This window comes from Xenorhabdus bharatensis (assembly GCF_037996705.1).
Classification (GTDB): Bacteria; Pseudomonadota; Gammaproteobacteria; order Enterobacterales; family Enterobacteriaceae; genus Xenorhabdus; species Xenorhabdus bharatensis.
In genome coordinates, this window is sequence record NZ_JBBMXG010000017.1 from 35,110 (window position 1) to 58,415 (window position 23,306).

Annotated in this window: 39 protein-coding genes; 25 read left to right on the forward strand and 14 right to left on the reverse strand. The window is 44.5% G+C overall.

Annotated features, from left to right (window positions below):
- Positions 1-48: 48 nt before the first annotated feature.
- The 9 genes from AAC855_RS15615 to AAC855_RS15655 all read right to left on the reverse strand — a co-directional run bounded on the left by AAC855_RS15615 (position 49) and on the right by AAC855_RS15655 (position 6,461).
- The gene (locus tag AAC855_RS15615; RefSeq protein ID WP_340610815.1) at positions 49-1,071 is read right to left on the reverse strand and encodes a tyrosine-type recombinase/integrase; all 1,023 of its coding nucleotides are present in this window, start codon (positions 1,069-1,071) and stop codon (positions 49-51) included.
- Between the two features lie 2 nt (positions 1,072-1,073).
- Positions 1,074-1,331, reverse strand: coding sequence for a DUF4224 domain-containing protein (locus AAC855_RS15620; RefSeq protein WP_340610816.1), 258 nt, complete (start codon positions 1,329-1,331; stop codon positions 1,074-1,076).
- A 232-nt stretch (positions 1,332-1,563) separates the two neighbouring features.
- On the reverse strand, positions 1,564-1,755 hold the full coding sequence (locus tag AAC855_RS15625; RefSeq protein WP_099109798.1) for a hypothetical protein: 192 nt from the start codon (positions 1,753-1,755) through the stop codon (positions 1,564-1,566).
- Between the two features lie 54 nt (positions 1,756-1,809).
- Positions 1,810-1,989 (reverse strand): hypothetical protein, encoded by a 180-nt coding sequence (locus tag AAC855_RS15630; RefSeq protein WP_099123607.1) that lies wholly within the window; start codon positions 1,987-1,989, stop codon positions 1,810-1,812.
- 43 nt (positions 1,990-2,032) lie between these two features.
- Positions 2,033-2,527 carry a siphovirus Gp157 family protein gene (locus AAC855_RS15635; protein WP_340610817.1) on the reverse strand — a complete coding sequence of 165 codons (495 nt, stop codon included), beginning with the start codon at positions 2,525-2,527 and terminating at the stop codon, positions 2,033-2,035.
- The gene (locus AAC855_RS15640; RefSeq protein WP_340610818.1) at positions 2,524-4,623 is read right to left on the reverse strand and encodes a hypothetical protein; all 2,100 of its coding nucleotides are present in this window, start codon (positions 4,621-4,623) and stop codon (positions 2,524-2,526) included. The genes AAC855_RS15635 and AAC855_RS15640 overlap by 4 nt, the downstream gene beginning before the upstream one ends.
- Positions 4,624-4,638: 15 nt before the next feature.
- Positions 4,639-4,890: a hypothetical protein gene (locus AAC855_RS15645; RefSeq protein WP_241537927.1), complete on the reverse strand. Its 252-nt coding sequence runs from the start codon at positions 4,888-4,890 to the stop codon at positions 4,639-4,641.
- A gap of 10 nt (positions 4,891-4,900) precedes the next feature.
- On the reverse strand, positions 4,901-5,233 hold the full coding sequence (locus AAC855_RS15650; RefSeq protein ID WP_340610819.1) for a hypothetical protein: 333 nt from the start codon (positions 5,231-5,233) through the stop codon (positions 4,901-4,903).
- A gap of 856 nt (positions 5,234-6,089) precedes the next feature.
- Entirely contained in the window at positions 6,090-6,461 is a 372-nt protein-coding gene (locus AAC855_RS15655; RefSeq protein ID WP_099123636.1) for a hypothetical protein, read from the reverse strand.
- 142 nt (positions 6,462-6,603) lie between these two features.
- Here AAC855_RS15655 and AAC855_RS15660 point away from each other — a divergent pair, with 142 nt between their 5' ends.
- From AAC855_RS15660 to AAC855_RS15780, 25 genes are all read left to right on the forward strand, one after another.
- Positions 6,604-6,849, forward strand: a complete 246-nt coding sequence (locus tag AAC855_RS15660) for a transcriptional regulator (protein WP_099133682.1) — start codon at positions 6,604-6,606, stop codon at positions 6,847-6,849.
- 42 nt (positions 6,850-6,891) lie between these two features.
- Complete coding sequence (locus AAC855_RS15665) at positions 6,892-7,353, forward strand: toxin YdaT family protein (protein WP_241538342.1); 462 nt, start codon at positions 6,892-6,894, stop codon at positions 7,351-7,353.
- A 15-nt stretch (positions 7,354-7,368) separates the two neighbouring features.
- Complete coding sequence (locus AAC855_RS15670; protein WP_340610821.1) at positions 7,369-7,539, forward strand: hypothetical protein; 171 nt, start codon at positions 7,369-7,371, stop codon at positions 7,537-7,539.
- Between the two features lie 9 nt (positions 7,540-7,548).
- Positions 7,549-8,592 carry a conserved phage C-terminal domain-containing protein gene (locus AAC855_RS15675; RefSeq protein ID WP_340610822.1) on the forward strand — a complete coding sequence of 348 codons (1,044 nt, stop codon included), beginning with the start codon at positions 7,549-7,551 and terminating at the stop codon, positions 8,590-8,592.
- Positions 8,593-8,658: 66 nt separating this feature from the next.
- Positions 8,659-9,096, forward strand: a complete 438-nt coding sequence (locus AAC855_RS15680) for a hypothetical protein (RefSeq protein ID WP_340610824.1) — start codon at positions 8,659-8,661, stop codon at positions 9,094-9,096.
- Entirely contained in the window at positions 9,093-9,350 is a 258-nt protein-coding gene (locus AAC855_RS15685; RefSeq protein ID WP_340610826.1) for a hypothetical protein, read from the forward strand. Before AAC855_RS15680 ends, AAC855_RS15685 begins: the two co-directional genes overlap by 4 nt.
- Entirely contained in the window at positions 9,344-10,111 is a 768-nt protein-coding gene (locus AAC855_RS15690) for a phage antirepressor KilAC domain-containing protein (protein ID WP_340610828.1), read from the forward strand. Before AAC855_RS15685 ends, AAC855_RS15690 begins: the two co-directional genes overlap by 7 nt.
- 14 nt (positions 10,112-10,125) lie before the next feature.
- Positions 10,126-10,305 carry a hypothetical protein gene (locus AAC855_RS15695; protein ID WP_099109810.1) on the forward strand — a complete coding sequence of 60 codons (180 nt, stop codon included), beginning with the start codon at positions 10,126-10,128 and terminating at the stop codon, positions 10,303-10,305.
- Between the two features lie 2 nt (positions 10,306-10,307).
- Entirely contained in the window at positions 10,308-10,544 is a 237-nt protein-coding gene (locus AAC855_RS15700; protein ID WP_340610830.1) for a hypothetical protein, read from the forward strand.
- The gene (locus AAC855_RS15705; protein WP_340610832.1) at positions 10,537-10,875 is read left to right on the forward strand and encodes a hypothetical protein; all 339 of its coding nucleotides are present in this window, start codon (positions 10,537-10,539) and stop codon (positions 10,873-10,875) included. The genes AAC855_RS15700 and AAC855_RS15705 overlap by 8 nt, the downstream gene beginning before the upstream one ends.
- An 86-nt stretch (positions 10,876-10,961) precedes the next feature.
- Positions 10,962-11,570, forward strand: a complete 609-nt coding sequence (locus AAC855_RS15710) for a hypothetical protein (RefSeq protein ID WP_340610833.1) — start codon at positions 10,962-10,964, stop codon at positions 11,568-11,570.
- A gap of 100 nt (positions 11,571-11,670) precedes the next feature.
- The gene (locus AAC855_RS15715) at positions 11,671-12,264 is read left to right on the forward strand and encodes a DUF1367 family protein (RefSeq protein WP_340610834.1); all 594 of its coding nucleotides are present in this window, start codon (positions 11,671-11,673) and stop codon (positions 12,262-12,264) included.
- Positions 12,265-12,280: 16 nt separating this feature from the next.
- Positions 12,281-12,580: a Ref family recombination enhancement nuclease gene (locus tag AAC855_RS15720; RefSeq protein WP_340610836.1), complete on the forward strand. Its 300-nt coding sequence runs from the start codon at positions 12,281-12,283 to the stop codon at positions 12,578-12,580.
- Entirely contained in the window at positions 12,568-13,083 is a 516-nt protein-coding gene (locus AAC855_RS15725; protein ID WP_340610838.1) for an antiterminator Q family protein, read from the forward strand. The genes AAC855_RS15720 and AAC855_RS15725 overlap by 13 nt, the downstream gene beginning before the upstream one ends.
- A 181-nt stretch (positions 13,084-13,264) precedes the next feature.
- Positions 13,265-13,465, forward strand: coding sequence for a hypothetical protein (locus AAC855_RS15730; RefSeq protein WP_099109817.1), 201 nt, complete (start codon positions 13,265-13,267; stop codon positions 13,463-13,465).
- 93 nt (positions 13,466-13,558) lie between these two features.
- A complete protein-coding gene (locus tag AAC855_RS15735) occupies positions 13,559-14,620 on the forward strand; it encodes a DNA-methyltransferase (protein ID WP_193756916.1) in 1,062 nt (353 codons plus the stop codon).
- Positions 14,621-14,808: 188 nt separating this feature from the next.
- On the forward strand, positions 14,809-15,579 hold the full coding sequence (locus tag AAC855_RS15740) for a Thoeris anti-defense Tad2 family protein (protein ID WP_099109819.1): 771 nt from the start codon (positions 14,809-14,811) through the stop codon (positions 15,577-15,579).
- Between the two features lie 218 nt (positions 15,580-15,797).
- Positions 15,798-16,130: a phage holin, lambda family gene (locus AAC855_RS15745; protein ID WP_193756922.1), complete on the forward strand. Its 333-nt coding sequence runs from the start codon at positions 15,798-15,800 to the stop codon at positions 16,128-16,130.
- Positions 16,114-16,548 carry a lysozyme gene (locus AAC855_RS15750; RefSeq protein WP_340610839.1) on the forward strand — a complete coding sequence of 145 codons (435 nt, stop codon included), beginning with the start codon at positions 16,114-16,116 and terminating at the stop codon, positions 16,546-16,548. The genes AAC855_RS15745 and AAC855_RS15750 overlap by 17 nt, the downstream gene beginning before the upstream one ends.
- Positions 16,545-16,994: a lysis protein gene (locus AAC855_RS15755; RefSeq protein WP_340610840.1), complete on the forward strand. Its 450-nt coding sequence runs from the start codon at positions 16,545-16,547 to the stop codon at positions 16,992-16,994. The genes AAC855_RS15750 and AAC855_RS15755 overlap by 4 nt, the downstream gene beginning before the upstream one ends.
- 41 nt (positions 16,995-17,035) lie before the next feature.
- Positions 17,036-17,323 (forward strand): hypothetical protein, encoded by a 288-nt coding sequence (locus AAC855_RS15760; RefSeq protein ID WP_340610841.1) that lies wholly within the window; start codon positions 17,036-17,038, stop codon positions 17,321-17,323.
- 152 nt (positions 17,324-17,475) lie between these two features.
- Entirely contained in the window at positions 17,476-18,108 is a 633-nt protein-coding gene (locus tag AAC855_RS15765) for a terminase small subunit (protein ID WP_340610842.1), read from the forward strand.
- Positions 18,109-18,382: 274 nt separating this feature from the next.
- On the forward strand, positions 18,383-18,580 hold the full coding sequence (locus AAC855_RS15770) for a hypothetical protein (RefSeq protein WP_340610843.1): 198 nt from the start codon (positions 18,383-18,385) through the stop codon (positions 18,578-18,580).
- 219 nt (positions 18,581-18,799) lie between these two features.
- Positions 18,800-19,084 carry a DUF2158 domain-containing protein gene (locus AAC855_RS15775; protein WP_340610844.1) on the forward strand — a complete coding sequence of 95 codons (285 nt, stop codon included), beginning with the start codon at positions 18,800-18,802 and terminating at the stop codon, positions 19,082-19,084.
- Positions 19,085-19,302: 218 nt separating this feature from the next.
- Positions 19,303-19,629: a hypothetical protein gene (locus tag AAC855_RS15780; RefSeq protein WP_340610846.1), complete on the forward strand. Its 327-nt coding sequence runs from the start codon at positions 19,303-19,305 to the stop codon at positions 19,627-19,629.
- 402 nt (positions 19,630-20,031) lie between these two features.
- Here the strand turns inward: AAC855_RS15780 and AAC855_RS15785 are convergent, their stop codons facing one another.
- From AAC855_RS15785 to AAC855_RS15805, 5 genes are all read right to left on the reverse strand, one after another.
- On the reverse strand, positions 20,032-20,211 hold the full coding sequence (locus AAC855_RS15785) for a hypothetical protein (protein WP_340610847.1): 180 nt from the start codon (positions 20,209-20,211) through the stop codon (positions 20,032-20,034).
- 66 nt (positions 20,212-20,277) lie between these two features.
- Positions 20,278-20,490, reverse strand: coding sequence for a hypothetical protein (locus AAC855_RS15790; protein WP_340610848.1), 213 nt, complete (start codon positions 20,488-20,490; stop codon positions 20,278-20,280).
- 70 nt (positions 20,491-20,560) lie between these two features.
- The gene (locus tag AAC855_RS15795) at positions 20,561-20,809 is read right to left on the reverse strand and encodes a hypothetical protein (RefSeq protein ID WP_340610850.1); all 249 of its coding nucleotides are present in this window, start codon (positions 20,807-20,809) and stop codon (positions 20,561-20,563) included.
- A 205-nt stretch (positions 20,810-21,014) separates the two neighbouring features.
- Positions 21,015-22,238 (reverse strand): type II secretion system protein GspD, encoded by a 1,224-nt coding sequence (locus AAC855_RS15800; RefSeq protein WP_340610853.1) that lies wholly within the window; start codon positions 22,236-22,238, stop codon positions 21,015-21,017.
- The gene (locus tag AAC855_RS15805) at positions 22,235-23,305 is read right to left on the reverse strand and encodes a zonular occludens toxin family protein (RefSeq protein WP_340610855.1); all 1,071 of its coding nucleotides are present in this window, start codon (positions 23,303-23,305) and stop codon (positions 22,235-22,237) included. The genes AAC855_RS15800 and AAC855_RS15805 overlap by 4 nt, the downstream gene beginning before the upstream one ends.
- Position 23,306 lies beyond the last annotated feature (1 nt).

Below are 23,306 nucleotides of genomic sequence, written 5' to 3' on the forward strand. Positions count from 1 at the left end.
TTAGGAATAAAAAAGCCCTGATTTGGCACAAGATACTTTAAGTAACTTCTACATATTCTTCTGCCCTCCCACAACCGGAACAACTTCAATTTTTCGATCATACCGTGCAGTTTGGGTTATGTTTTTGTGGCCCGATATTACTTGTTTCTCTGCCAGCGTACCTTCCAAATCAGAAATACCTTTCGCCTTTAAATCATGAAAAGTGAAGTTAAAATCTAAATTAGGGAATTCATCTTTTGCCATTTGTCTAGCCTTTCTCCAGCGACTGTTAAAACCGTCACGGGTATATTTATGACCATTGGTCTGACAAATCACATAAATACTGACAACACCGGGTTCGGTAATTAATGTGTCACTCATTTTGATGATATTTTCTAAGCGTTTTGTCCAGGCTTTAATTTGTTGTTTTCCGGTTTTCCCCTGACGAATAAATATACCTTTTTCCATTAGTTGAGAACGGGTTAATGTCAGAACGTCCGCTTGCCGGGCACAGCATAAATAGGCTAACTCCATTGCGACTTTAACCACCGTCGGTGATACCGAATAAAGTGCTGCATATTCTGCATCGGTAATATACCGTTCTCGCGCTTTTTCTTTGTATTGCTTCACACCTTTACAGGGATTACTTTTCACGATCCCACGCTCATAACCCCATTTATAGACACGGGAAAAGAACGTTTTTTCTCGGTTTGCCTGCGTTCTGCTGCTTAAGCCACGTTTATCCATGTATTTCCTGATATGCTCAGGTTTGACATTATCTGGTGACATTTTTCCAAAGACTGGAGTCAGCTTGTTGGCATATTTCCGGTAGTCTTTTTTGGTATCAAGGGCCAGATCCTTAAAATCAGCAGAGGCCAGAAATTGTTTGATTAAGTTAGACACTGAATTTTCCTCTCGTGACATGTCACAAAGAATTTTTTCGTACTCAGCCCAGATAATTGAAAGGGGAGCATCCAGTGGGCAGAGAGAGATAGAGCCCCCTCTTGCCGGATGAAATTCATATTTGGTTTTTCCCCGATAAACACGCTTGGGTAAACGTTTATCGGCGGCATTTTTTCTTGTTCTGGCCACAATCACATGTTCTCGAAATCAGGTTCTTCGACAGCATGGGAACGGCGTACAACAGCTATCGGGTTATTAAAATGCGTCCAGGTTGTTCTGGGTTTACCATCTTGGCGCGTAATAAAGAAAATGCCATGTTTAGCGAGGGATTGGCATTGCTTGGAGGGGTGTTCATATCCCGTCAATTCTTCCATTTCTTTATCGGTGATAATGTCACTATTTATGGAACCCTCTTTTTTCTCGATGGTAATGTCGCGATTTATTTTCATGGTCTTGGTCTTGTCTCATCATCGATATAATAATCCGATCAGCGGTGTCGCAGGCGCGTATAATATCCGCCTGATCACAGGGCGTATTTTTGACACTGGCGGCTAATCGTCCCAGTTTGATATCGAAGTCAGTTAATAGTTGTTGTCCCGGTTGCCAGAGTTGCATGATGGTGCTCCATTTGGTGGATGTACCATCATGCTAGTGATTACGTGGCTGAATTTCTGATTATGCTTAATCAGGTTTACGGGTGAGGAATGAACTATCGACCTCCGCCTTTTGACTGTTGTTAGCCTGCTCGATTTTTACTTCGGGCGGGAAGTCGTAGAAGATGGCACAGCGGCGGTCAGCAATGATCTGGCCGCTTGTACCATCGGGCAGAGTGATCGTGACTGGCTGGTAACGTTTATGTTGATGTTTAAGCATGGGTCTGGCCTCTTTTACTTTATTGGTCTGGGTATTTTTATGATGTACACACTCTCAATGCACTTGACCGTGACGAGAGCCAGAGTTGAGTTGGCTCATTAAAGCGTTTTTCAATTGCTCCAATGTGGCTTTTTCCTTTGGCTCAAGATAGTCAGTTCTGATTGACGACCAAGTCACTTCGCACTGGTTAATTTCTTCGTTATAAAAAATGCTGATTTCAATTTTTGCTGCCATGATGTATTCCTCCATGCCCGGATCACCGGGCATAAACTGATTGTTAACGAACCTGCAAACTTCTTTCCCCAATTTCGATATGCGCACCCGGTATAGTGTCGCCGCGTTCAATTGCCTCTTTGATGGCTTTTTTATCCGGGGCAGTAATGGTCTGAACATCCACTAATTCATCAGGCAATAACATTTCGTTATCGATAATGACTCTGGCAACGCCCTGACGCGCACTAAAGGTGTTTTTCGTGGTTTTCAGGCTGTTCAGGTCTGCTTTTAGTAAGCAATCCAGCACATATTTTTTCAGGTGTTTGATTTGACCTTCAAAGGACTTTTTGCGCTCAACCAGTCGCTTGGCTTCATCGTCCAGTGTTCTGGCCTGTCCTTCAAGGTTACGAACATGGATCATGACCGCATCCAGTTTGTCACTCAAAGCACCTTCTAACCCTTCGAGCGTATCGGCGATAGCTTCCGGTGAAAATTCACCGGTGGTGATCAGTTTTTGCAGTTGGTCATAATCGGCGGCTAATGCAATTGCGGTGGTCATGGGTTTGCCTCTTCAAGTTTGGTTACGCACTCTTTTTCGATTTCAGTTAAACGACGTAATCGACCTGACAGATAACGTTCATACTCTTTGTCGCCTGTCGATTTTGCGTTATTCAGATGTACTGTAATTTCGCGGGTCAGCGTGGATGCAATCCCTCGCAGCTCATTCTTGGTCACTGCCGATTTCATGGTTTCGGTATTACGTGCAAATTTCTCGTCCAGCTCTTTACGTAAGCGGGTGAGATCTTCGGCTTTGTCACTGGCCGCTTTGATGCCAAATTCAATTTTGTTTTCCGCCAGATATTCAGGGTTATCGTACATTCCCATAAAGACATCGGCACTGAATCCCAGCATAGATAAGGCTTTTTTAATGGCATCTGTCAGGGATTTTTTAAGTACTTCGCCATCCGTTTTGATGCCGTTTTTAGATTTATAGCGGTAAGGTGTTGCACCGTAACTTTCGATCTCACCACGGGTGCCGTCCCCAAGCGGATACCACAATAAGATCTTGAGAGAGTGGTTTTGTTCAAATATTAAAGTGCCATCACCATCACGTAGTAAACGAAAACCCGTTTGCTTGTTATTGGCGTCATAAACAGGTTCAGTCATTGGAGCACCGTCCAGCATTTTGTCTTCCAGAACCTGATATCCCCAACTACCACCTGCTGGGCCAAATTGTTCAGTGGCACGCATAAACATATAATTGCTGTTGATGCTGGTGCCGCTATATCCCATACCATCCAGTGGCTTAGTAAAACGCGGATCGGTACGCTGAACGGCTTTCCAGATGCGAAGATTGGCCTGCTGTTCATTACCCTGCTTCTTGATAGCTTCTTCCAACAAATCGGCCCGGTGTTGGAAATTATCATTACTGGTGTTCTGGTCATTGACTGGAGGCAATAGAGTGCCTTCATCATTTGCTGCCGTTTTTGGTACGGCTTTGTTAGTTGTCGGTACGGTTTCCGCTATTACTGGTATGCTTGTATCCATTTCTGGCCCGATTTCTTCGGGTTCTGGTACTATTTCCTCTTTGGCTGGTTTGGCTTTTCTCGTTCTGCGGGGTTTGGCTTCTTTAACTTCAGGGACGGCCTGCTGAGTCTCAGGTTCACCGGCAGAGTCATTTGTGACGGTAGTTTCTGGTGTTGGCACAGGTTTGTCTGTGGTATCGGGTAATTCATCGGAAGAAGCAGTATCACCCAACGCATGGCTGATAAATGCCTTCATTGCGATTGTATCGGTCAGGAACTCAGGACGTTGCTTACCTGCACGTACTACCCGAAAGATATCTTCACGCGGGATAGACAGGGCATCGGTTCTGATGCGAAATTGCGTAGACCAACGACGCCATGTCTCATCACTATCAGTCATCAGTTTTTTCGCTGCAACCATTTCCTGTGACATAATCTCCCAGCAGTCAAAATCACCATCCAGTAAGGCCATGGCAATTTCTAAGTCCAGTGTGGCGTAGCTATGATTAAATTCGCGTTTTTGATATGACTCTGACAGCCACTGTTCCCCGAACTGGGTCACTTGTTCTGGCTCAACATATTCTGCGGATGAAAAGTGTTCCTGGGTGACCAGGGCAATTTTTTGTGTCTGTGCGGCATTCATCAATGATGTTTTTATGATGCCACCTAACCCGTAGGCGATATTGCGCAGTTTGGGTTGATCTGTTCCTTGATGAATAAACTTAGTTGCATCAGTCATCTGTCCATTTGTCAGCTCAGTGGTATTGAATAACAAAATGGCTGCAACACGAACAATAGTGGCAACTTTGCCAAAATTGGCGAGATCATGTCGGGTATCGTGTTCAATGGTTTTGGTTTTCCACGTTGTGCCATCAAATTCATATTCAGCAGCAAACCGCTCATCAAATTTACCCACAGGTGGACGAGGCGAACCGACTTGGTCTTCACAAATAATGGGTGCATCGGTATTAAATTTATCCATATCATCAGGATGCACTTCACCTAATTTTACGATGGCCATGGCTTTAGCCATTTTGACTGAATTAGCCTCAAGCGCGATAGCTAAAGAGATAGCGCCATCCTTTTGAGCCTCCGGGGTAGGCTCAAATACACAAATATAAACTTTCATTGGTCTTGCCTCTTGTTAGTTGCCTGTTTTGGCCAGTTTGATTGCTCTTCGGATGCCAGCTTTGGGCAGCCTGACGGTGGAATAAAGCGCCTTCACCGGGTTCGAATAAACCATGCCCGTAGTTGGGTAGTATTCCACCCGCCGTTTCCCGCCAAGAAGGGAGATATGGGTTACTCCTCCCACGAAATCGCTGTTGTTTTCATGTTCAACAGCGGTTAAGCCAGCGTCCAGAATCATTTCAATAACATCATTGATGTTTTGCATCATTCCTCCGGGGCTAATAAGGCAGTTCCATATCGGCAGCGGGGACAGGTTTACCTTCGATGCATAAGAGTGACTGGATATGGTCTTCAATCCGGTTTACTTCCAATTGCGCACTGGCCAGCACCTTTTCTTTTTCAGCCTTGAGTGCGTTGATCTGCGCATGGATGAGATCAGATTTATTGATAGAGGGAAGGGTAATTTCCACATCCTGCTGGTGGATTAACGCCCCCCAATAAGTTGTGTTAGCAGGCGCGCAAGTGAGGGTGTTGAATTCAACCTGTTTATCAAAACCTTCTTTGGCATAGATGTAGAGGGTGACATTCAGTGTGTTAGGTTGTGCTTTCATAGCAACTCCTATATATTATTGTGGATCGATGAGTAATCATTGGTCTTGCCTCTTTTGGCGGATTGGTCTCCGCCTCAAGAACTCCCGGTAGCTTTGGTCGGCGATCCGGGGTAAAAGAGCCCACTTCGGTGGGTTTTTTTACGTCTGTAATAAGTTGCCCGTCTTTCCGGGCTGTCAGCCTTTCGGCGCTTCCTTCACTCCCACAGTCAAGGAGCTATGCTGGTTACGCTGTCCAGCGTCGCTTTACCCTGGTCAAGGCTGACGACCGGTTTAGTTGCCTCTTCAAGCATCACTCTACGGTGATTGGTCTCTTGCTAACGGCATCCCCTGGTGTTGGGATAAAAGCCAGTTGTTATCAAGTGGTAATCGTGGCAGGTCGTAATGAGCGCTGCGGTTCTCCTCCTTCATAACAACTGAAACTGTAAATTCGATTTTGAACATTTAACCTAAACGGCTGCTGTGCCGTGTTGTCTGAGCAAATCATCTACCTCTTCTTACGCCGGTAGCGGCTACTTCGTGGGCGTCCTGCCTGTTTGCTGATGGAATGAAGTTTAGTAATTAATAAACTAAAAGTAAAGTAAAAATTAAACAATGCAGGATTGCTGACCAGTATTTAAATATTAACTATTTGATTTTTAAAATTTATATTTTTATTGTTGGAATGTAGGGAGAGGGCTGGGTTTAGTTTTGTAAAGTAAAATTTTAGGTAGGTTTATTTGTAGATAGCTGGACACATACTTGATATGGCTATCTATTTGGCTAATTAATTATGAGTAGAGATATTTAGAAATAACATTATCTGAGTTAATAATTATTAAATTGATAAATAAGGAAAAAATCATAAAATGACTCTTTCCTATACTTTCTTTTGCTTTTTTTTATGTAATAATTCTTCTAGTAAATTATCGTAGTGCTGTTTTTTCTCCTCAAGATTTTTTATCAGAGCAGTAGCTTCACTTTCTGGTAGTTCTTCAAACAATTCCAATAGAATTTTTTGTCTAGGTGTTAATGTAACTTGTAGAGGATCTATTAAATCTGCATCGTTCGCACCAGCGTCCAGATAGCCTTCTGGCATGTGATAGTCCTTTTCTAGTCGTCTCGCCGCCTTTTCACCAAAAGATGCCTTACCATTCATGAGCTGTGATAAATAACTCTTCTCTTTTTCAGGAAGAGTTTTGTCGGAAAACCAATTTCTTAGACGTTGTTGCCTGATATTTTTAATACTCATTTTCTTTCTAAAGCTCCATATATATGGGGATTGAACTGCTTTTGTAGCATCTAGATTGTGATTAGTAATCACTAAACAAGCAAATACTTGACAAATGTTTAGTGTTTATTAAACTCTTGTCATTTCCAACGAAGAGGTATCTATGAAACTCAATGATTACATTTCTACTTTGAAACGTGGTGAAGCTAAACGCCTTGCCGAGAAACTTGGCGTATCCAGTTCTTATTTGTCTCAAATGGCGCATGGGCATGCTCCAGTTCCTCCTGCTAGATGTTTTGATATTGAAAAGGCCACTGATGGAAAAGTAACAAGGCAAGATCTTCGTCCCCATGATTGGCAAAAAATATGGCCTGAAATGAATATAACTGAGGTATCAGCCGAAATCTGATTTTTAATAATCAACATTAAATTGCGACAGGAGACGAAAATCGTGGAGCAAAGCATCAGTACGCTCAAAGCTGAAGTTGAGGCTTGGGCCATGGAGAGAGGTCAGGAGCATGTAGCCATTGAAGTCAGTCGTATGTATTTCCTGCTGTATCGCGGTGGTTCTCAATCCCGGTTACACCGGATTGAAGACGCATTAGGAAATGCGGACTGGAAAGCAATCAATAATAACCGCCAACAGATCTTCCGGTGGTTACGCAGCGATTCGACTGCGGCACAACGCAAGATCACGGAACTGTTGCCAGCGATAGAAGCAGCATTACCCGCAGAACGACGGGCAAGGATAACGAGTGATGACCGGTTAAATTATCTCGCCTCAATTGCAATTAGAGAATTTGCCGCTGCCATTAGTGAAACCCTGTTAGGAGGACGTGACATGTCACACCGAATAGCGATAGCCATATCCGCGTTAAATGCCATTGAACCGCGTCTGACCAACGTGCATTAACGAGAGGCAAGACCAATGATGAAACCCATCGATAAGATCACTTATCGCAATGGCTTTCGCCGGAACGATAAGCCTGCCACTTTTGACGAAGTGTCAGAAATTTATGAAAGCCGTAAGGAAGCGGCGCTGACTGACTGGGAGCAGCACCAAAAGCAGAAGGTCAAATCGCAGAGCCAAGATGAGTAAGGGCGTGATATGAGTTTGTTATTGTTAAAAAGTCGCCCACTGGTGGTTATTCCTGAGTTGGCTACGCGCCTGGGACTGAACGAGGCCATTATCTTGCAGCAGATCCAATACTGGCTGACGGAGACGTCATCCGGTGTTGAGGTCTATGGTTGCCGCTGGATTTATAACTCAGTTGAGAAATGGCAGGAGCAGTTTCCGTTTTTATCGGTATCCACCATCAAACGGGCGCTGGGGAATTTGAAGAAACTGGGCGTGTTGAGGATTGAGCAGATTAATAAATCCAGCCACGATCGGACCAATTATTACGCCATCAATTATGACCATCCATTGTTGGCCGATAAGGTCAAAATGACATCCTCGAACGGCGCAAATGAAGACATTCGAGCGGGTCAGAATGACCTTATCGACAAGGGCAATTTGAAACACTCCAACGGGTCAGAATGCGCCATTCTGAATGGGTCAAATTGGTCTGATCTTACAGAGACTACAACAGAGATTACTACAGAGAGTACAACAGAATCTTGTCAGGTTCTCGCCGAACCCGACGACCCCGCCCGGCAAGTTCTGGTTTATTTCAATCAGATCACGGATTCGAACTACCGCAATGGTAAAACCACGATGGGGTATATCCGTGCGCGGTTGGGAGAGGGTTATTCGGTGGAGGACCTGATGTTGATCACTGACTACCTGACCACCAAATGGCGGGATGATGGCAAGATGCGGGATTATTTACGTCCGAAAACCCTGTTTGGCCCGGAGAACTGTACGGAATATTTCGACAAGGCGTGTAAGTGGGACAAAGCAGGACGACCTGCCTGTGTTAACGGGCGCTGGCTAAAAGCCGGCGAAACGGCCATCACTATTGATACCGTTGAGCGTGATGCCACGTTCCGATTGTTGTTTTCAACCGGCTGGACACCCACAAACCGTATTCAGGAATTGGCACAACAACTGGCTCGTAAAGCCGGAATAGGGCGGATGAGTGAAGTCCCGGCATTAGCCGCTTGGCGCGGGATCTGGAAACAGGCCGCCGAACAAGCGGCGAAAGAGTAACACACTGACCAATAGTAAAACGCTTTCTGACCAAAAGCGGAAAAATCCAAAACGAGGCAAGACCCCATGAGCAACGAAAATGATGTCAACAAATTGATCCTTGATCGGCGTGATATTACTGATGATGGCTGCGACCACTCAGCCAGCTTTATCGATAATCTGAATCAGGCTGCACGGGCACGCAGTCGTCAGCCCTTCCAACCCAAACCGGAGTTACCTCAGGTTTCCCAGCCTGTAATGATATCTGAACCCCGTATCAGTATCGGTAAGCGTATCCACTATGGGCAGGCTATTGTCAGGGGAATTTATGAGTTATCCAGTCTTGGCAGAACGCCGGAAAGTATTGCTGTTTTGCTGAGAATGCCCCTCGATGCGGTTCAGCGTACTTTGGTATGCGATACGCCGAAGAAAAAGCGGATCTACAAACAGGTCATGGCTGCACCGAGACCGACTGAAAAAGCGATCATTAAACGTCTTTCGGCAGAGTCCAAGGAACAGCCATGAGCAGGCCGTCTGATTATTTGCCTGCGGGGTTGCCTCACAACCGGGGATTATGGCCACAAGAATACCGTGAGCTGGAACATCTGGATTTAAGGGCCAGTCGGTTAATCAAACAGCTCAAACTGAGGAAGATAAATCGAGCCACCATTTTTAGAGAAATTGAACAGACCTCCGACAAATACCAAGCATTTTTTAAAACACGCCTGAATTACTGGCGTGGCGCAATGAGACTCCAAACAAAGGAACAACGATGTTAAATGTCATAAACCAAAAGTGCTTGCCAGTGATCGCAGGTGTTGAAATTACCACTGATGCAGAAGGACGCTTCAATTTGAATGCGTTGCATAAGGCGAGTGGCGCTGGCGCCAATAAAGCACCTGCACAGTGGCTGAGAACTCAGTCAGCTAAAGAATTAGTGCAGGAACTAATTGATATGCAGAAATGCACATCGCCTGTAAATGCGGTTAAAAGCGGAGAAAACCGAGGTACTTTCGCTCATGAACTGCTGGCTGTTTCCTATGCGGGATGGATAAGTCCGACATTTCAGCTGCAGGTTAACCAGACCTTTATCGACTACCGTTCTGGCAGGTTGGTAACACTGCAATCCACTTTACCCAATGCCAAACAACTGGCGTTGATGGTCATTCAGGCCGAAGAAGAAAAAGAGCGCCTTTCACTGGCTGTGAATCAGTTAGAGCACCAGATTTTTGAGGATGCTCCGAAGGTCGGGTTTCATGACCAAGTATCAGCTTCACACGGTGCGCTCAGTATGGCGCAGGCTGCTAAGATTTTGGGGACGGGCAGAACCCGGCTGTTCGCGTTTCTACGACAAATCGGCTGGATCACCCGCCGCAATGAACCGTATCAGGAGAAAATACAGTCGGGACTGATGGATGTGAAATTAGGCAGCTGGGAACATCCAGAACGCGGCATTCAGGAATGCGTGACGTCACTGATTACGGGCAAGGGATTAACCCAATTACAACGACTGTGGGCACTGAGAAATCAGGCTAACTGAGAGAGGCAAGACCAATGAAACAATCAAACAGCTTTTTGCATTATCTGAAAGAAGAAGTGATCGGCTACTGGCAAATCCTCATTGATGAAGATTTCCGGCTCTATATGCTTGCTTTGTTCTTGCTCCTGACCTTTCCGGTTTCATTGCCAGTGATGGCGTTGATCCGATTTGTGTACAACTGTCTGGGGGAATAACAATGGAAAATAAGCAATTAATGGCATTCACGGCTGAAATCGAATTGACCGGATTTATTCTCTATGGCAACTGTGATTTTCGGGCTAGCGGGCGCATTTATTGTGATGTTCATCAGCGCTGGTTTGATGGCGCTGAAATCATTACGTCACCTGTTCAGAATATTCGTTCCTTTAATTCTGATGGATTTATCCGCACCCACAATTCGGTTTACAAGCTCAGGACACCCAACCATGGCTAAATCCCCCGGAGAACGTAAAGCCGCCCAACGTAAACGCCAGCAGGAAGCTGGCGTGACCAAAATAGAGTTGCTGGTGGATACCCAAGAATTGGAGATGTTAAAACGCAATTGTGTATTGCGTAGGCCGGGCAGGGAGCCTTATGAGATCAATGAATATCTCACCATGCTCATTCGAATGGATGATCGTTTATTAAAAAAACAGCTCGCCAAACTACAGCAGCAATGCTGTGAAAAATGCGGCGAATCTTTACCGGTGACGGAATGCTGTTTTTTAGGTGAGGCCGCGTGTTGGAATACATTGGGTTGGCATAAACTGAAACTAGCGTTATAACGAGTTATTTATGGCGCATGATCGTGTTTAAATTGTGATTAATGTGCATATGTATTGGAAGTATAGTGTTCAGTATAGGAGGAGTTATGGGACAGTATCGGCAGACAATTACCAATATTAGGCGAATGCCTTATGATGTATTGATGCAAAAAACCGTTGCATTGTGCTTTCATCAGGAGAAGCGATTTCATTATTTTTTAGATTTACCAAACAACCGTGCATTTGGAGTCAGGCTCAATATTGTAGGGCACACAGCCTCCTCAATGTCGGGGGAAGTATTATTTTCGGGAGCGTGTTCGAATAATTATAATCCTGGAATGAATTGGCGTGATTTTTGCGAAACGATCACAGCATTATTAACCGATTTTAAGAAAAAAGGAGAAAATATTCAAAGTGTTAGGATAGTTGGCTGTAACTCTGGATCAAGTAAACTTGCTCAAAGATTAGCTAATCATCTTGATATGCCAGTAAAAGGTTCGTTAGGAGGAACGAGAATGCTTTCAACGATGGAGTACCGTCGAGAGTATAATGTAAACCGTTATTTTATTGATAAAATTGGTGATCGTAGTGGTTATTCCCAACAAGAGAAGGACAGGCAGCGGTGGCATGATCCTTATTATGGGTTTTATAAGTGGTATTACCCAGATATAGATGCCATATTTAATGAGTTCGCTGATGAACGAAACAAAAAATAGTCGGTAGCATAATGGATTGTAACCCGCTAAAATCACACCATCGGCCTGAACATCCGAACCTAAACTTACGCTGCTGTGCCATTACCTTAAGGGAACCAGAATGGCGCAGCATAGTTTTATCAAAATTTCCGACGACACCTTACGGCCTGCTACTCCAGCCGCCAGAGAATATTTGCATTCGAAAATCAAATGCGGCGATGTGCTGTATGCTGATTTTAAGAAAGCCCGTAATCCCCGTTTCCACCGCAAATACTTTGCCCTGCTGAATCTCGGTTTTGAATACTGGGAACCCATCGGCGGCACGATTTCCCCCGAAGAAAAAAACATTGTGCGTGGCTACGTACAATTTCTGGCTCACTTCGCGGGCAGTGAAGATGCTTTACAATCTGCCGCTGATGAATACCTTACGGGGTTATCCAAAAATCGCGCTTACAATATTACGGCCACTAAATCCTTTGATGCGTTCCGTCGCTGGGTGACGGTAGAGTCCGGTCACTATGACACCTATGAAATGCCGGATGGCAGTCTGTACCGTGAACCCCGTTCCGTCAGCTTCGCCAAAATGGATGAGCTGGAATTTCAGGCGCTCTATCAATCCACCCTAAACGTACTGTGGAACTTCATCTTGTATCGCAACTTCCCGACCAGAGACGCTGCTGAAAATGCGGCGGCTCAGTTGTTTGATTTTGCGTAAAGGAGAGGCAAGACCAATGACCAACAGTGAAAAACAGTGGCTGTCAGATGTCGCCTCGCTCGGCTGTATTGCCTGCCGGAATTTGGGGCTGGGTCCATCTCCGGCTGAAATTCACCATGTAAGAGCTGGGCAGGGAATGGCACAACGCGCCGATCACTTCAGCGCTCTTCCGTTATGCCCTCGCCATCATCGGGCGTGTTATCCCACGGGTTTTCATGCTGCACCAAAGAGTTGGCAGGTGGCTCATGGAACAGAAATTGAATTATTAGCGCAGGTTAAAAGGGAAGTGAAAGAGGTACGGTTATGTCGGGTTTGAGATTTTCAACGGATGGGTTGGAATTAACGCTATCACAGGCGATCTGGTTACAGGAATGGTTAGCAAAATTTGGTGCGTGGATTTACTCCGGCAGGTTGGATAAACGTCAAAGTAGCGTGATTGCGGAATTTATGGCACGAGTAGAGCCTCGAGATTATCCAGAACGCCCGATATGCAATGACGACGAAGGTATGCTAATCGCCAGAGTGGTTGATCATATCTACCATCTGGACCGGGTAGCCTTTGCCATATTGTTAAGCCGATATGTCTTTAATCGTTCAGATAGAGCCATTTCTCGTTATTACCATGCCATCATTAAACCAAGAAAAATGGTACGCCGTAGCGGTCAACTGGTTTTTCGAAAACCTTCACTATCAACCTGCCGCCGTGAGGTTGAAGAGATATTAAAGTCCACCGAATATTTACTTTATCAACCGTTGCAAGATGCCTTTTCGTGTCGGGAACAGGAAAGAAAAACAAAAATCTTGTCACGAACGTGTTGACATCCTTGAGCCAATGAGCCACTATTTCAGTATATGTTGCGCTATTTGTAACCGTGACAAACAAGCCTCGCCAAGCGCGAGGTTTTTTTATACCTGAAATAAACATAAGGCTTGCTGTTGTGCTTGGTCAGAGTTACATGTGTGTTCACGCCGACTAACTGACCAAAAGGTTAACATTATCATGCTAAAACATGAAGATATGACAACAACAGCCGCCTGTGTATTAGAAACCCTTCCCCATGATAGTTGGGTAAATGTTTCGGATGTTTACAAATTAACGGGACTCACTGAACCCCGTTGCCAATTATTATTAACGCAATTTCGTCTGGCTGGATTAATGGAAAGCCGGAACGATGATACGTTTTTCAGGCGTTGCCCTTGATGGGGCAATGTTTTACGCGGTGAAGGAAAGGTGGGTAGCATTGTACCTGCCTTTTATGCCGTGGCTTTCCAGAGAGCCAGTCAGCGTCGATAGATGGAATATATTGTGAATTTAAGTGGTATCACATTAATTAACGACGACTCTCTGAAATTTATCAAAACCCTGCCGGATAACTGCATAGACCTGATCGCCACTGACCCGCCGTACTTTCGCGTAAAAGATTGTAGCTGGGATAATCAGTGGGCCGATGCGACGGCTTACCTTGCGTGGCTGGATGAACTGCTGGCTGAATTCTGGCGGGTACTGAAACCCAACGGTAGCCTGTATATGTTCTGTGGTTCGCGTCTGGCCTCTGATACCGAGCTGCTGGTACGTGAACGATTTAACGTGTTGAACCATATCATTTGGGCGAAGCCTTCTGGCCCATGGCGCAGGCAGAACAAAGAAAGCCTGAGAATGTATTTCCCGGCTACAGAACGCATCATTTTTGCCGAGCATTATCAAGGGCCTTATCATCCCAAAGGCGATGGCTATTTCAAGCAATGCCGCGAACTGAAACAGTCGGTATTTAAACCACTCATCGATTATTTTCGTGATGCCCGGAAAACGTTAGGTATCACGGCAAAAGACATTCACAAGGCCACTGGAAAGCAGATGGCCAGTCACTGGTTCAGCGATAGCCAATGGCAGTTACCCAATGAAGTCGATTATCAAAAACTGCAGGTGTTATTTGATCGTATCGCTAACGAAAAGCACCAGTGTGGCGAATTGAACAAGCCCTATGATGAACTAGTGGGATCTCACCTGACGTTATCGCGACAATATGAAGAGCTGCGTCAGGAATACGGTTTAATGCGCCGTTCGTTCACCGTCACCGCCGCCGTGCCTTATACCGATGTCTGGCAATTTGCGCCCGTCCAATATTATCCGGGCAAACATCCCTGCGAAAAACCCGCTGACCTGATGGCACATATTATCCAGTCCAGCAGCCGGGAAGGGGATCTGGTGGCCGATTTCTTTATGGGTTCCGGTGCGACATTGAAAGCAGCGTTGAAACTCAATCGTCGGGTTTTGGGCGTTGAGCTTGAAGAAGAACGGTTTAAGCAGACAGAACAAGAGATCAGCGAGTTATGTTCTACCAGTAGTAAATTATGAGTTTACAACTCACTGAATGATGTACTCGATAAATAGACAAGTTTTGTAACAGGTAGCCGCATTTTAGTGTGTATTGGTTCTGTTACAGGGTATTCAATTGAGATAAAAATCTGCCCTAAGTAGTATTAGCTGTCTATTTGGCACGGGATGAAATTACCTTTATTAATTAACAATTAAGTGAGGTGTTTATGTCTAAAGTTAATAAGCCAGAAAATCTGAACGCTGAAAAGCAATGCAAAATTATTCCCGCACAATATAAGATTGATACAGTCACTGCGCCTGTTGGCTCTTGTCCATGGGCGATGATTCAAGTGTATTTGGGGAATAAATTACACCGCAGTGATTGGGATGCACCGGGTGAACACATGCGCCTGACATCTCATGAGCCTGTTTATATCGAAAAGAGCAATAAACACGGCGAGTGGTTCCCGTGGCAACCGACACCTGATGATCTGATGGCGTGTGACTGGCATCTGATGAAATCCAGCTCAAAACCACAACCGACAGATTGTATGCTGAGCTTTAATCTTGTCGTCGGTACGGGATCTTTTTCTAACCAAGATCAGATGTGGGGATATCTTGCTGATGCAGAGTTTGAACCTGCCGGTGAACATCTTGGCCCATTTGGTACGCTGAGTGGCCTTCAGAATAAAACCGCTATCACAACATTTGCTTTTCTCGTCTGGGATGGGTTACACCAGAAAATCTTTATCCGGGTCTCTTCCGATAACAATCAAACTGGTTATCAGAAGTTGGTGGATTTATTTAAGCAAAACCTCACGATAACAGTGGATGGTACACCTTATCAATTGGGTAGCAGTACCGACAGCCACTTATATGGTAAGCACGAATACGAATTTATCGGTGAGTACGGTAATGACGATGCCAAAAAATTAGGTAGCCTGTTGCAACAACAAAATGATGGCGATTCACTGCCTTATTGTTTCATATGGAAATAATCTAATCAAAACTACATTCTGATTGTTAGGCTGCGCTTCGGTGTAGCCTTTTTTATCACCTATTTCCGTTTTTTCTCCCTTATTTGAGGGACGAAAACAAGAAGTGGCTATCTGTTTATTAACCCAATCTGCCACTGCAATTATTCACTACAACTCTCAGGGGCGAACCTATTTCACCCCCATGGATGCCCATTGTTCTAATGGGGTGGAATATGAAGATGAAAGAAAATCCTGATATCTGGGTACACCTCGGAGACTGGCTCATCTCGATAAGAGAGCAAGGCATCGGAGCAACCCTCGCTGGAACGATGGCATTTCTTCGCGGTCGCTATCACGGTGGCGGCTGGTTAAAGGTGTCAATCGATGCCTTTATGTGTGCCATGTTCGCCTGGTTCATTCGTGACGTATTAAATCTATTTGGTCTGAATCCTGACTTGGCCTACATCGGTAGTGTGGTGATTGGCTACTTGGGTACGGACTTTATTGGTCAATTACTGCGTAAAGCGGCAGAGAAGAGAACGGGAGCATCCTCTGATGGAAATCAGCACTAAAGGTCTGGAGTGCATCAAGCAGTTTGAAGGTCTGAAACTGAAAGCCTATCCCGACCCCGCAACGGGTGGTATCCCGTGGACCATTGGCTATGGTCATACAAAAGGGGTTAAAAAGGGCGATGTGATCACAGAACAGCAGGCTGAAGTATTTCTGCATGATGATCTCCAACCTATATATGTCACCTTAAGGCAATTGGTTAGAGTGCCGTTGAATCAAGGTCAGTTCGATGCACTGTGCTCGTTTATCTTCAATTGTGGTAACGGTAATTTTTCAGGGTCCACTTTATTGCGGAAACTTAACCAAGGCGATTACATTGGTGCTGCGGCAGAATTCCCTCAATGGAATAAAGCGGCAGGTAAGGTCATGCGAGGGTTAGATAGTCGCAGGGCATCTGAACATCAGATGTTTTTATCATGAAACTCAATTTCACCAGCGGCACTGTTATCGCGTTGATTATTGCTTCATCAGCAGCCTTCTTATACCGCTCTGGATACAAGAAACAGCTCGGTATCAATAACGCCCAGATAACTGAAATTCAGCAACTGACCGATACCCTCAACTATCAAAACACGCACATTAACATGCTGCATGAGTTAGATACTAAACACACTCAGGAACTCGCTAATGCCAAGACTGAAATTGATACTCTTCGGGCTGATGTTGCCGCTGGTCGTCGTAAGTTGCGCATCCAAGCTACCTGTCCCGTGTCTGAAACCACTTCCTCCGGCAGCATGGGCGATGCAGGACCCCCACAACTTACCGAACCAGCTAAACAAGATTATTACGATTTCCTCCGAATGATGGCGGAGAACGAGCAGCAGACTAAGTACTTACAGAAATATATTGAATCACAAAAGGGATGATTATAAGTTAAAGGAACGTTCAGTAATATTAGAGGTCTACTATGTCCAGTGATGAACTACATAAAACCATAGAAAATTTAATGTATAACGCGTTTGTGAATAGAAAATGTGTTAATCCAGACTTCACAATGGAATCCGTAAATAGTCTCTTGAAAAAATCTGGTAATAGGGAGTTATCTGATGCTGAGATGCAGAACGAATTAAAGAAGAATAAGAATCTGACTATGTCCATAAGCAACGTTACTGGAAAAATTTCACTGGTAACATTGAAAGAAGCGGAAGAACATGTTTATCCAAATAACTCCATTTCCTCTGAAGATTTCCTTTGAGTAGTTACAGTAATAACTTTTCTATATAAGCCATCAGCCAAAAGCTGGTGGTTTTTTTAAGGGGTATGATAGGTTGTGGGGTAAATATGCTTGAGCACCAAATACCACCATAATATGTAGCATCGCTTCACCGACATCAAGCAGGACAGGCAATGGCACAAAAGAAATCCATGTTCACCGATGAACAAAAAGTTCTCTTTGATGCCTTAACGAAACTTCAGCAGAAATTCGTATTAGGCATCTTAAAAGGGCTGAATCAGGTAGATGCTTATAAACAGGCTGGTTATAAGGCAAAGACTGACGAATCAGCCAGAGCATCGTCCTCTGAAATCTTAACAAATCTTAACGTTAAAACCTTTCTCGATGCCATGAACCAAGAAGCAGTTTCTGAGGCGGTCATGAGCCGTCAGGAAGCATTAGAGCGGTTATCGGCAATGGGGCGTGTCTCTATTCACGATATCGCCGACTTCCGTAACAGTCAGATAGGTGAAGACGACGAGGGTAAGCCCGTCTTTCAGGCAACATGGCAATTCAAAGATTCAGCCTTACAGAACCCGGCAGCACTTAGCGCCGTTTCTGAACTGACCACCGGTAAAGATGGTATCAAATTAAAACTCCATGACCCGAAGTCTGCCATCAAGCAACTGGCGGAACTGCTCGGCTGGGAATCAGCGAAGAAAGTCGATTTAAGTTCTAGCGATGGCTCGATGACACCGAACTCAATCGACCTCAGTCACCTGACTTTTGAGCAGTTGCTGAAACTGAGAAAAAATCGTGAAAAATAGCCTTATTTAACATAATGGACATTATGCGAACCCTTAATACTTTTAAAAAAGTACTGAGGTTTGACCCTGAGTACCCGATCTCTATTCCACTAGCAACCCGACTAAAAACTCACACTCCAATAGCCCCAGTTAGCGAAATATGCATACATACAATCATACATTGAAAAAAATCTATCACATGGTAAACACTTATACAAGCACAAAGGTACAATTACATGAATGTTTACCTATAATGAGTCAATATAGGTTGACTAATAGAAAGGCGAACTCAATTATGACAACACCTAAACGCACAACTATGGCTATTGTTGCCGACAGAAAATTGAAGCTTGAACGACTAGCGATAGATGCCAGTCATGTGGCAGGAAAATCTATATCGTGGACAGACCTTGTTAACCACTTGATTGATAATTACGCAAAAGACGCAGCTAAGGACTTGATTCATGCTGTTAAACAACAGACTCAAAACTAACTGCAAAAATAGACCTAAGCGGCTGAAAGCCCGAAGATAACCTTAGGGAACCTCTCAAGACGTTCTTTTAAACTGAAAACTTGAATATTTTTGTGAGTTACATCAGGAATTAAAGGTATTTTTACATGCCGTACAACGTTTTTATATCAAATCAGATAGGTATTTAGAGGTTCCCCTTAGACTATCCTCGTAGGATTTTAACATGGAGTACGTAAACTTATGTATGATAACCCCCAAAAAAACGACGTTACAATGCCTCCTAACTTTCATATAGGTGATGTAGTAACTTTAAAATCCGACCCTAAAAAAATGACTGTTGTCAGTTGCGACGAAAATACAACAGACCGTAATGGATACAATTTACTTATTTGTCAATGGCTGGACCGCGATAACCGATTGCAAACCGCCGCCTTTACCTCTTGGGCATTAAAACATGCTCTCGACCTAGTTGAAACAGGGGAACTCAAAAACGGGCTAAAAGATCTGGGATTCGATGGATTTTAATAACTAATAAATAAAAGGATCGCATAATCGTGTTATGTGTAAATTTCTGGGCTACGGTGTTCATAATCCACAATTCAATATAACGGCATACCACATTATGCGAACCCATATATCTTTAACGCTTTACGTTAAAAGTTTCACGTAAGGATGTATATCGATACGTTCCTGACGGCACTAAAACAAAAAAATACCATTTTTATTTTCACACGGAAGATATTTTGAAACTAAAAGAAAAAGATTTGCAATTTGAAGATTTTGAAAATTTTTATCCAGCTAACGCAGCACATGATGATGCATATCTGGAAACCATACGCAGCAAAGCATCTCACTACGCATTTCCACATATTCATAATATTTTTACGCTCATAAGACGAGCCGCAAAAAATGGAGAATTCCAGATAGAATACAGTTCCACTTGCTGGAGTGGCCCAGGGTCGGATAACTATACTGAATATTTCCTTAAATGTGCTGGATATGAAACAGAACGTATTGGCGCATTTAACCATACAATAAAAATTTCATGGAAAGATAGGAAAAATATGTAGATGGAACGTTCGGGATAACTTGTCCACCACTTTTCTCAACTGCTTTTGCATTCCCCAAAATACTCAGCAATACCACTCAAAAGGCTTATTGTGTAAAGAACAGGCGTGAAAGATGCTCAGATTTAACGTAGAAAACACTTTCATTTATTAGAATAAAATAATGAAAAGCTTCTTCCGTGCAAACTGAATATTTCTTTTGTCTGCGACCCTCAAACTTTCGAATCGCAGAAAATCCGCTAAAAGACGGCTTTGCAGAGATGAGGGGGATCGCGCTCCCTGATGAAATCCCCCCCTTGTATCGGCGGATTAACAACGGTTATCCCAGTTACATTAGATGAACCGCCTTCTATGCCCTAAAGGGCATTCAATCCATTAAACGAACAACATTACGATAAAATAAACTCAAACTTCCCGAAGTTTATCAAGCCTTGAATCAAAAACGATTTTCTCTCGTCCATCTTCAACATGCTGGATTATCTGAAATTCCACTTCCTCATCGGAGAATTCTTCATACGCTGATTTATATTCAGGGTTTTTCATCCACTCAGCATGTAATTCTGCATGTGTTTTGAGTTTTTTCATATCCCCTCTTTTTTCTAAACACCAAAACAGCAATTTTAATCATTAAAAATGGAGATTTATCATTCCCTAAGCTTTACTTTCAAGTTCATCAACTGTCAATGATGCAAATACATCATCAATGCTATGTAATTGGCCGCAATCAGCTAGTGCAATAGATTCAGCCAAAATGGCCTTTAGACTCTGTAATTTGAGTGGTGCAGACTGATCATACTCTTCAGAAGAGATAAACTGAACTTTCATAAGTAAACCACCAAACGGTTCTTCGCGAGTGCCATACATCACCTATCATCTAAAATGGCTCAACTAGTTGATGCCACAAAAATAGCATCGGATTACCAGTAATCAAAATTCAATAAAACCATGCAAAAGGTTTATTGTGTACCGGAAATGCCATGCCATCAGGATCGTTACCGTTTAGTACCTTAGACAGAAGCTGTTTCACTTCCCGCCGTTCTGGTCTGGCCATCATCAGATTGCGATACCAAGACGGCGATTTATCAAACCATTTTTTACAACTGGCAAAATGCCTCCCTACCCGACGATAAGGTTTTAATCTTCCATTAGGAAGACGGTCACGACTCTGATTCTTCACAGACATAAAAATACCCTCTAAGTAATTAATTACCTAGAAAATATCGAGTTGCTCATATCCAATCATTTGTCTCATATTTATCCCCTATTCCTCACCAAATTATAACCGATATTTAGCCGGAAAAATCAATCACCCGATTTCTATTCGTGTATTCAGTGAAAAAGATGATCCGTTAAGATTCCACCTCCTCGCACCGCTGCGGGGGTGAATCTTAACGTTTCACCTTTTTCGCTTGCAAAATGATAACAATATCGGTTTTTGTCTGCTCTTTACTGCTACTGGCGAACCACGACGGCATAAAGGACAAGCCCGTATTTGCATCCGTATCTTTATTGTCCGCCAGTCCGCCAATTAAAATAATGTCGCCATCACTCACCGACACCGACGTCTGAATATTCCGTTTAATCAACGTCGGTGAGTTATCAACCCCCGTATGCGTTTTGGCAAAATTCGACAGCTCCTGACTGATCGTTAAATCAATCACATTCTGCCGCACTTCCGGCATGACGTTAAAAATGACCCCCGACGAACGGTATTCCACCGACTGAATAGGCCGGTCACCGGAAAAGCTGACATTGCCCAGCACCGGCACATCTTCCCCCACCGAAAATGACGCGGACGTGCCCGAACGTGCCCGAAGCGAAGGTGAACTGACCACGGTAAACCGCGAATCGGTATTAAACAGCTCCACTAACGCGTTAATGTTCCCCGCCGAAAACTTAATAAAGTTGTCCATACCGATACCGGCACCACTCCCGCCAATCTGGATAGAGAATCGTTGGCTTAACAATTTAGCCGCTAACGCCAGCCCCGACCCGTTACGCTCTGTCGTCTGCACCTGATAGACATAGCCGCCGACATAAACCTCTTCGGAAACAGTATCAATCGCCGGTAATACCTGCTCGATACGAGCAATATCGGCCTTCGTCCCGTAGAAAACCAATATATCCCCCGCTGAATTCAGGGCATGACGGCCCGACACGGGATCCGGCGCGGTCGTCCCGCCCACATAAGCCGATTTAGTCCCGCCCTGCCCGAAACGCCCCTGCACCACACTGGACAACACGGACGTTAAATACCCGACAGAACGATACTTCGGTTGGTAAACAAAGGTGTATTGCGGGGTCACCGGCTCAACGACTTTCAGCCGGTAAATGTAATCGACCCCCGATTTTGTCGCCACCCCAATCCCCATGTTATGCAGATAGCGGACAAAGAACGCCTTGGCATCAAGATCCGGCGTAATATGAAAGGACACCAGTCGGCTATCGGTGATCACCTCCGGTGAAATCATAAACGGCTTTTTAAACACCTGACTGTAAATAAAATTCACCGATTTGGGGATCGTGACCCCATCCAGTGAGAACGTCACGCCCTTGGCAAAAGCCCCATAAGGCAGGAAAAACAAGGCCAGCATCAAAACGTATCGGTTCATTTTGCCACCCCGCTGAAATAGGTCACCTTTTCCCCGTCAACAAAGCCGAACATCATCAGTCCCTTACCATGAAAATCATTTTTATTCACTAGTCGGATATCCCCCGCCGCATTCACCAACGCCACATACGCGTAATTATCGATAGTCAGGATCCCCGATATACGCCATTGCGCCGAAACGGGTTTGACCGTCTCCTTTTGCGCTTCATTTTTCGGGCTACTCAGCCTCGCTGAATGCCCCTCCGAGGAAGGCACCGCCTCGCGCTGGTTATCAGAGGCAACCGGCTTGTCGTTATCATATTGCGTCCAGAACGCATAGAGTAAATAGCCACTGACCCCCGCCAATATCAGAAACCCAACGATAAAGACCCATAAGCGGGCCTGACTGAAAATATTCTGACGGTCATCTACCACAGACTCATTACCCTTGCCGCCATTGTAGGAATGGTAGAGCTTAAAAATGGGCTTATCGTATTTATTCTGGTAATACGTTGTCCGGTTCGATTTCGTGAGTCTGACACCGCTATACACATCGACCCGATACCGATTTCTGGCCCCCACCATGACCAGCTTTGTCATTTTGTACGAGGTTTCAATCCGGCCTTTAATTAACCGCGCTATCGTGTCAGGACTCTGATTCATCAGAACCAAATCACAACACAACCCCGTGACCGGATCAGTAAAATGACGATGTTCAGAAATGAAAGATTCATGTTCATACGTCAGGTCTTTATCTGATTTCCAGAACTTCCACGCTTCATCAATACAAATCAAATCACCGGGTTTACAGAAAGCCTCTTCACACGCATACCCTTCGACCTCCTTACGTTTATAAGGAAAAAAGCCCGCCTGTGTAACCTGCTCATCCGTCACCTTCACAATTTCGCCCAAAGTCGACGCCTTTCCCTTAGACAACTTAAGCGCATACTCGCGGATCGCCTCAGGGTTAATGCCGTCAATATTGGTCACAATCCGCCGCCCTTGCCGGTAAGCCGGCAGAATGACACTTTTCACACACTCATGACTCTTACCGGAGCCAGGAACGCCAAAGTACGCCGTGATAGACATC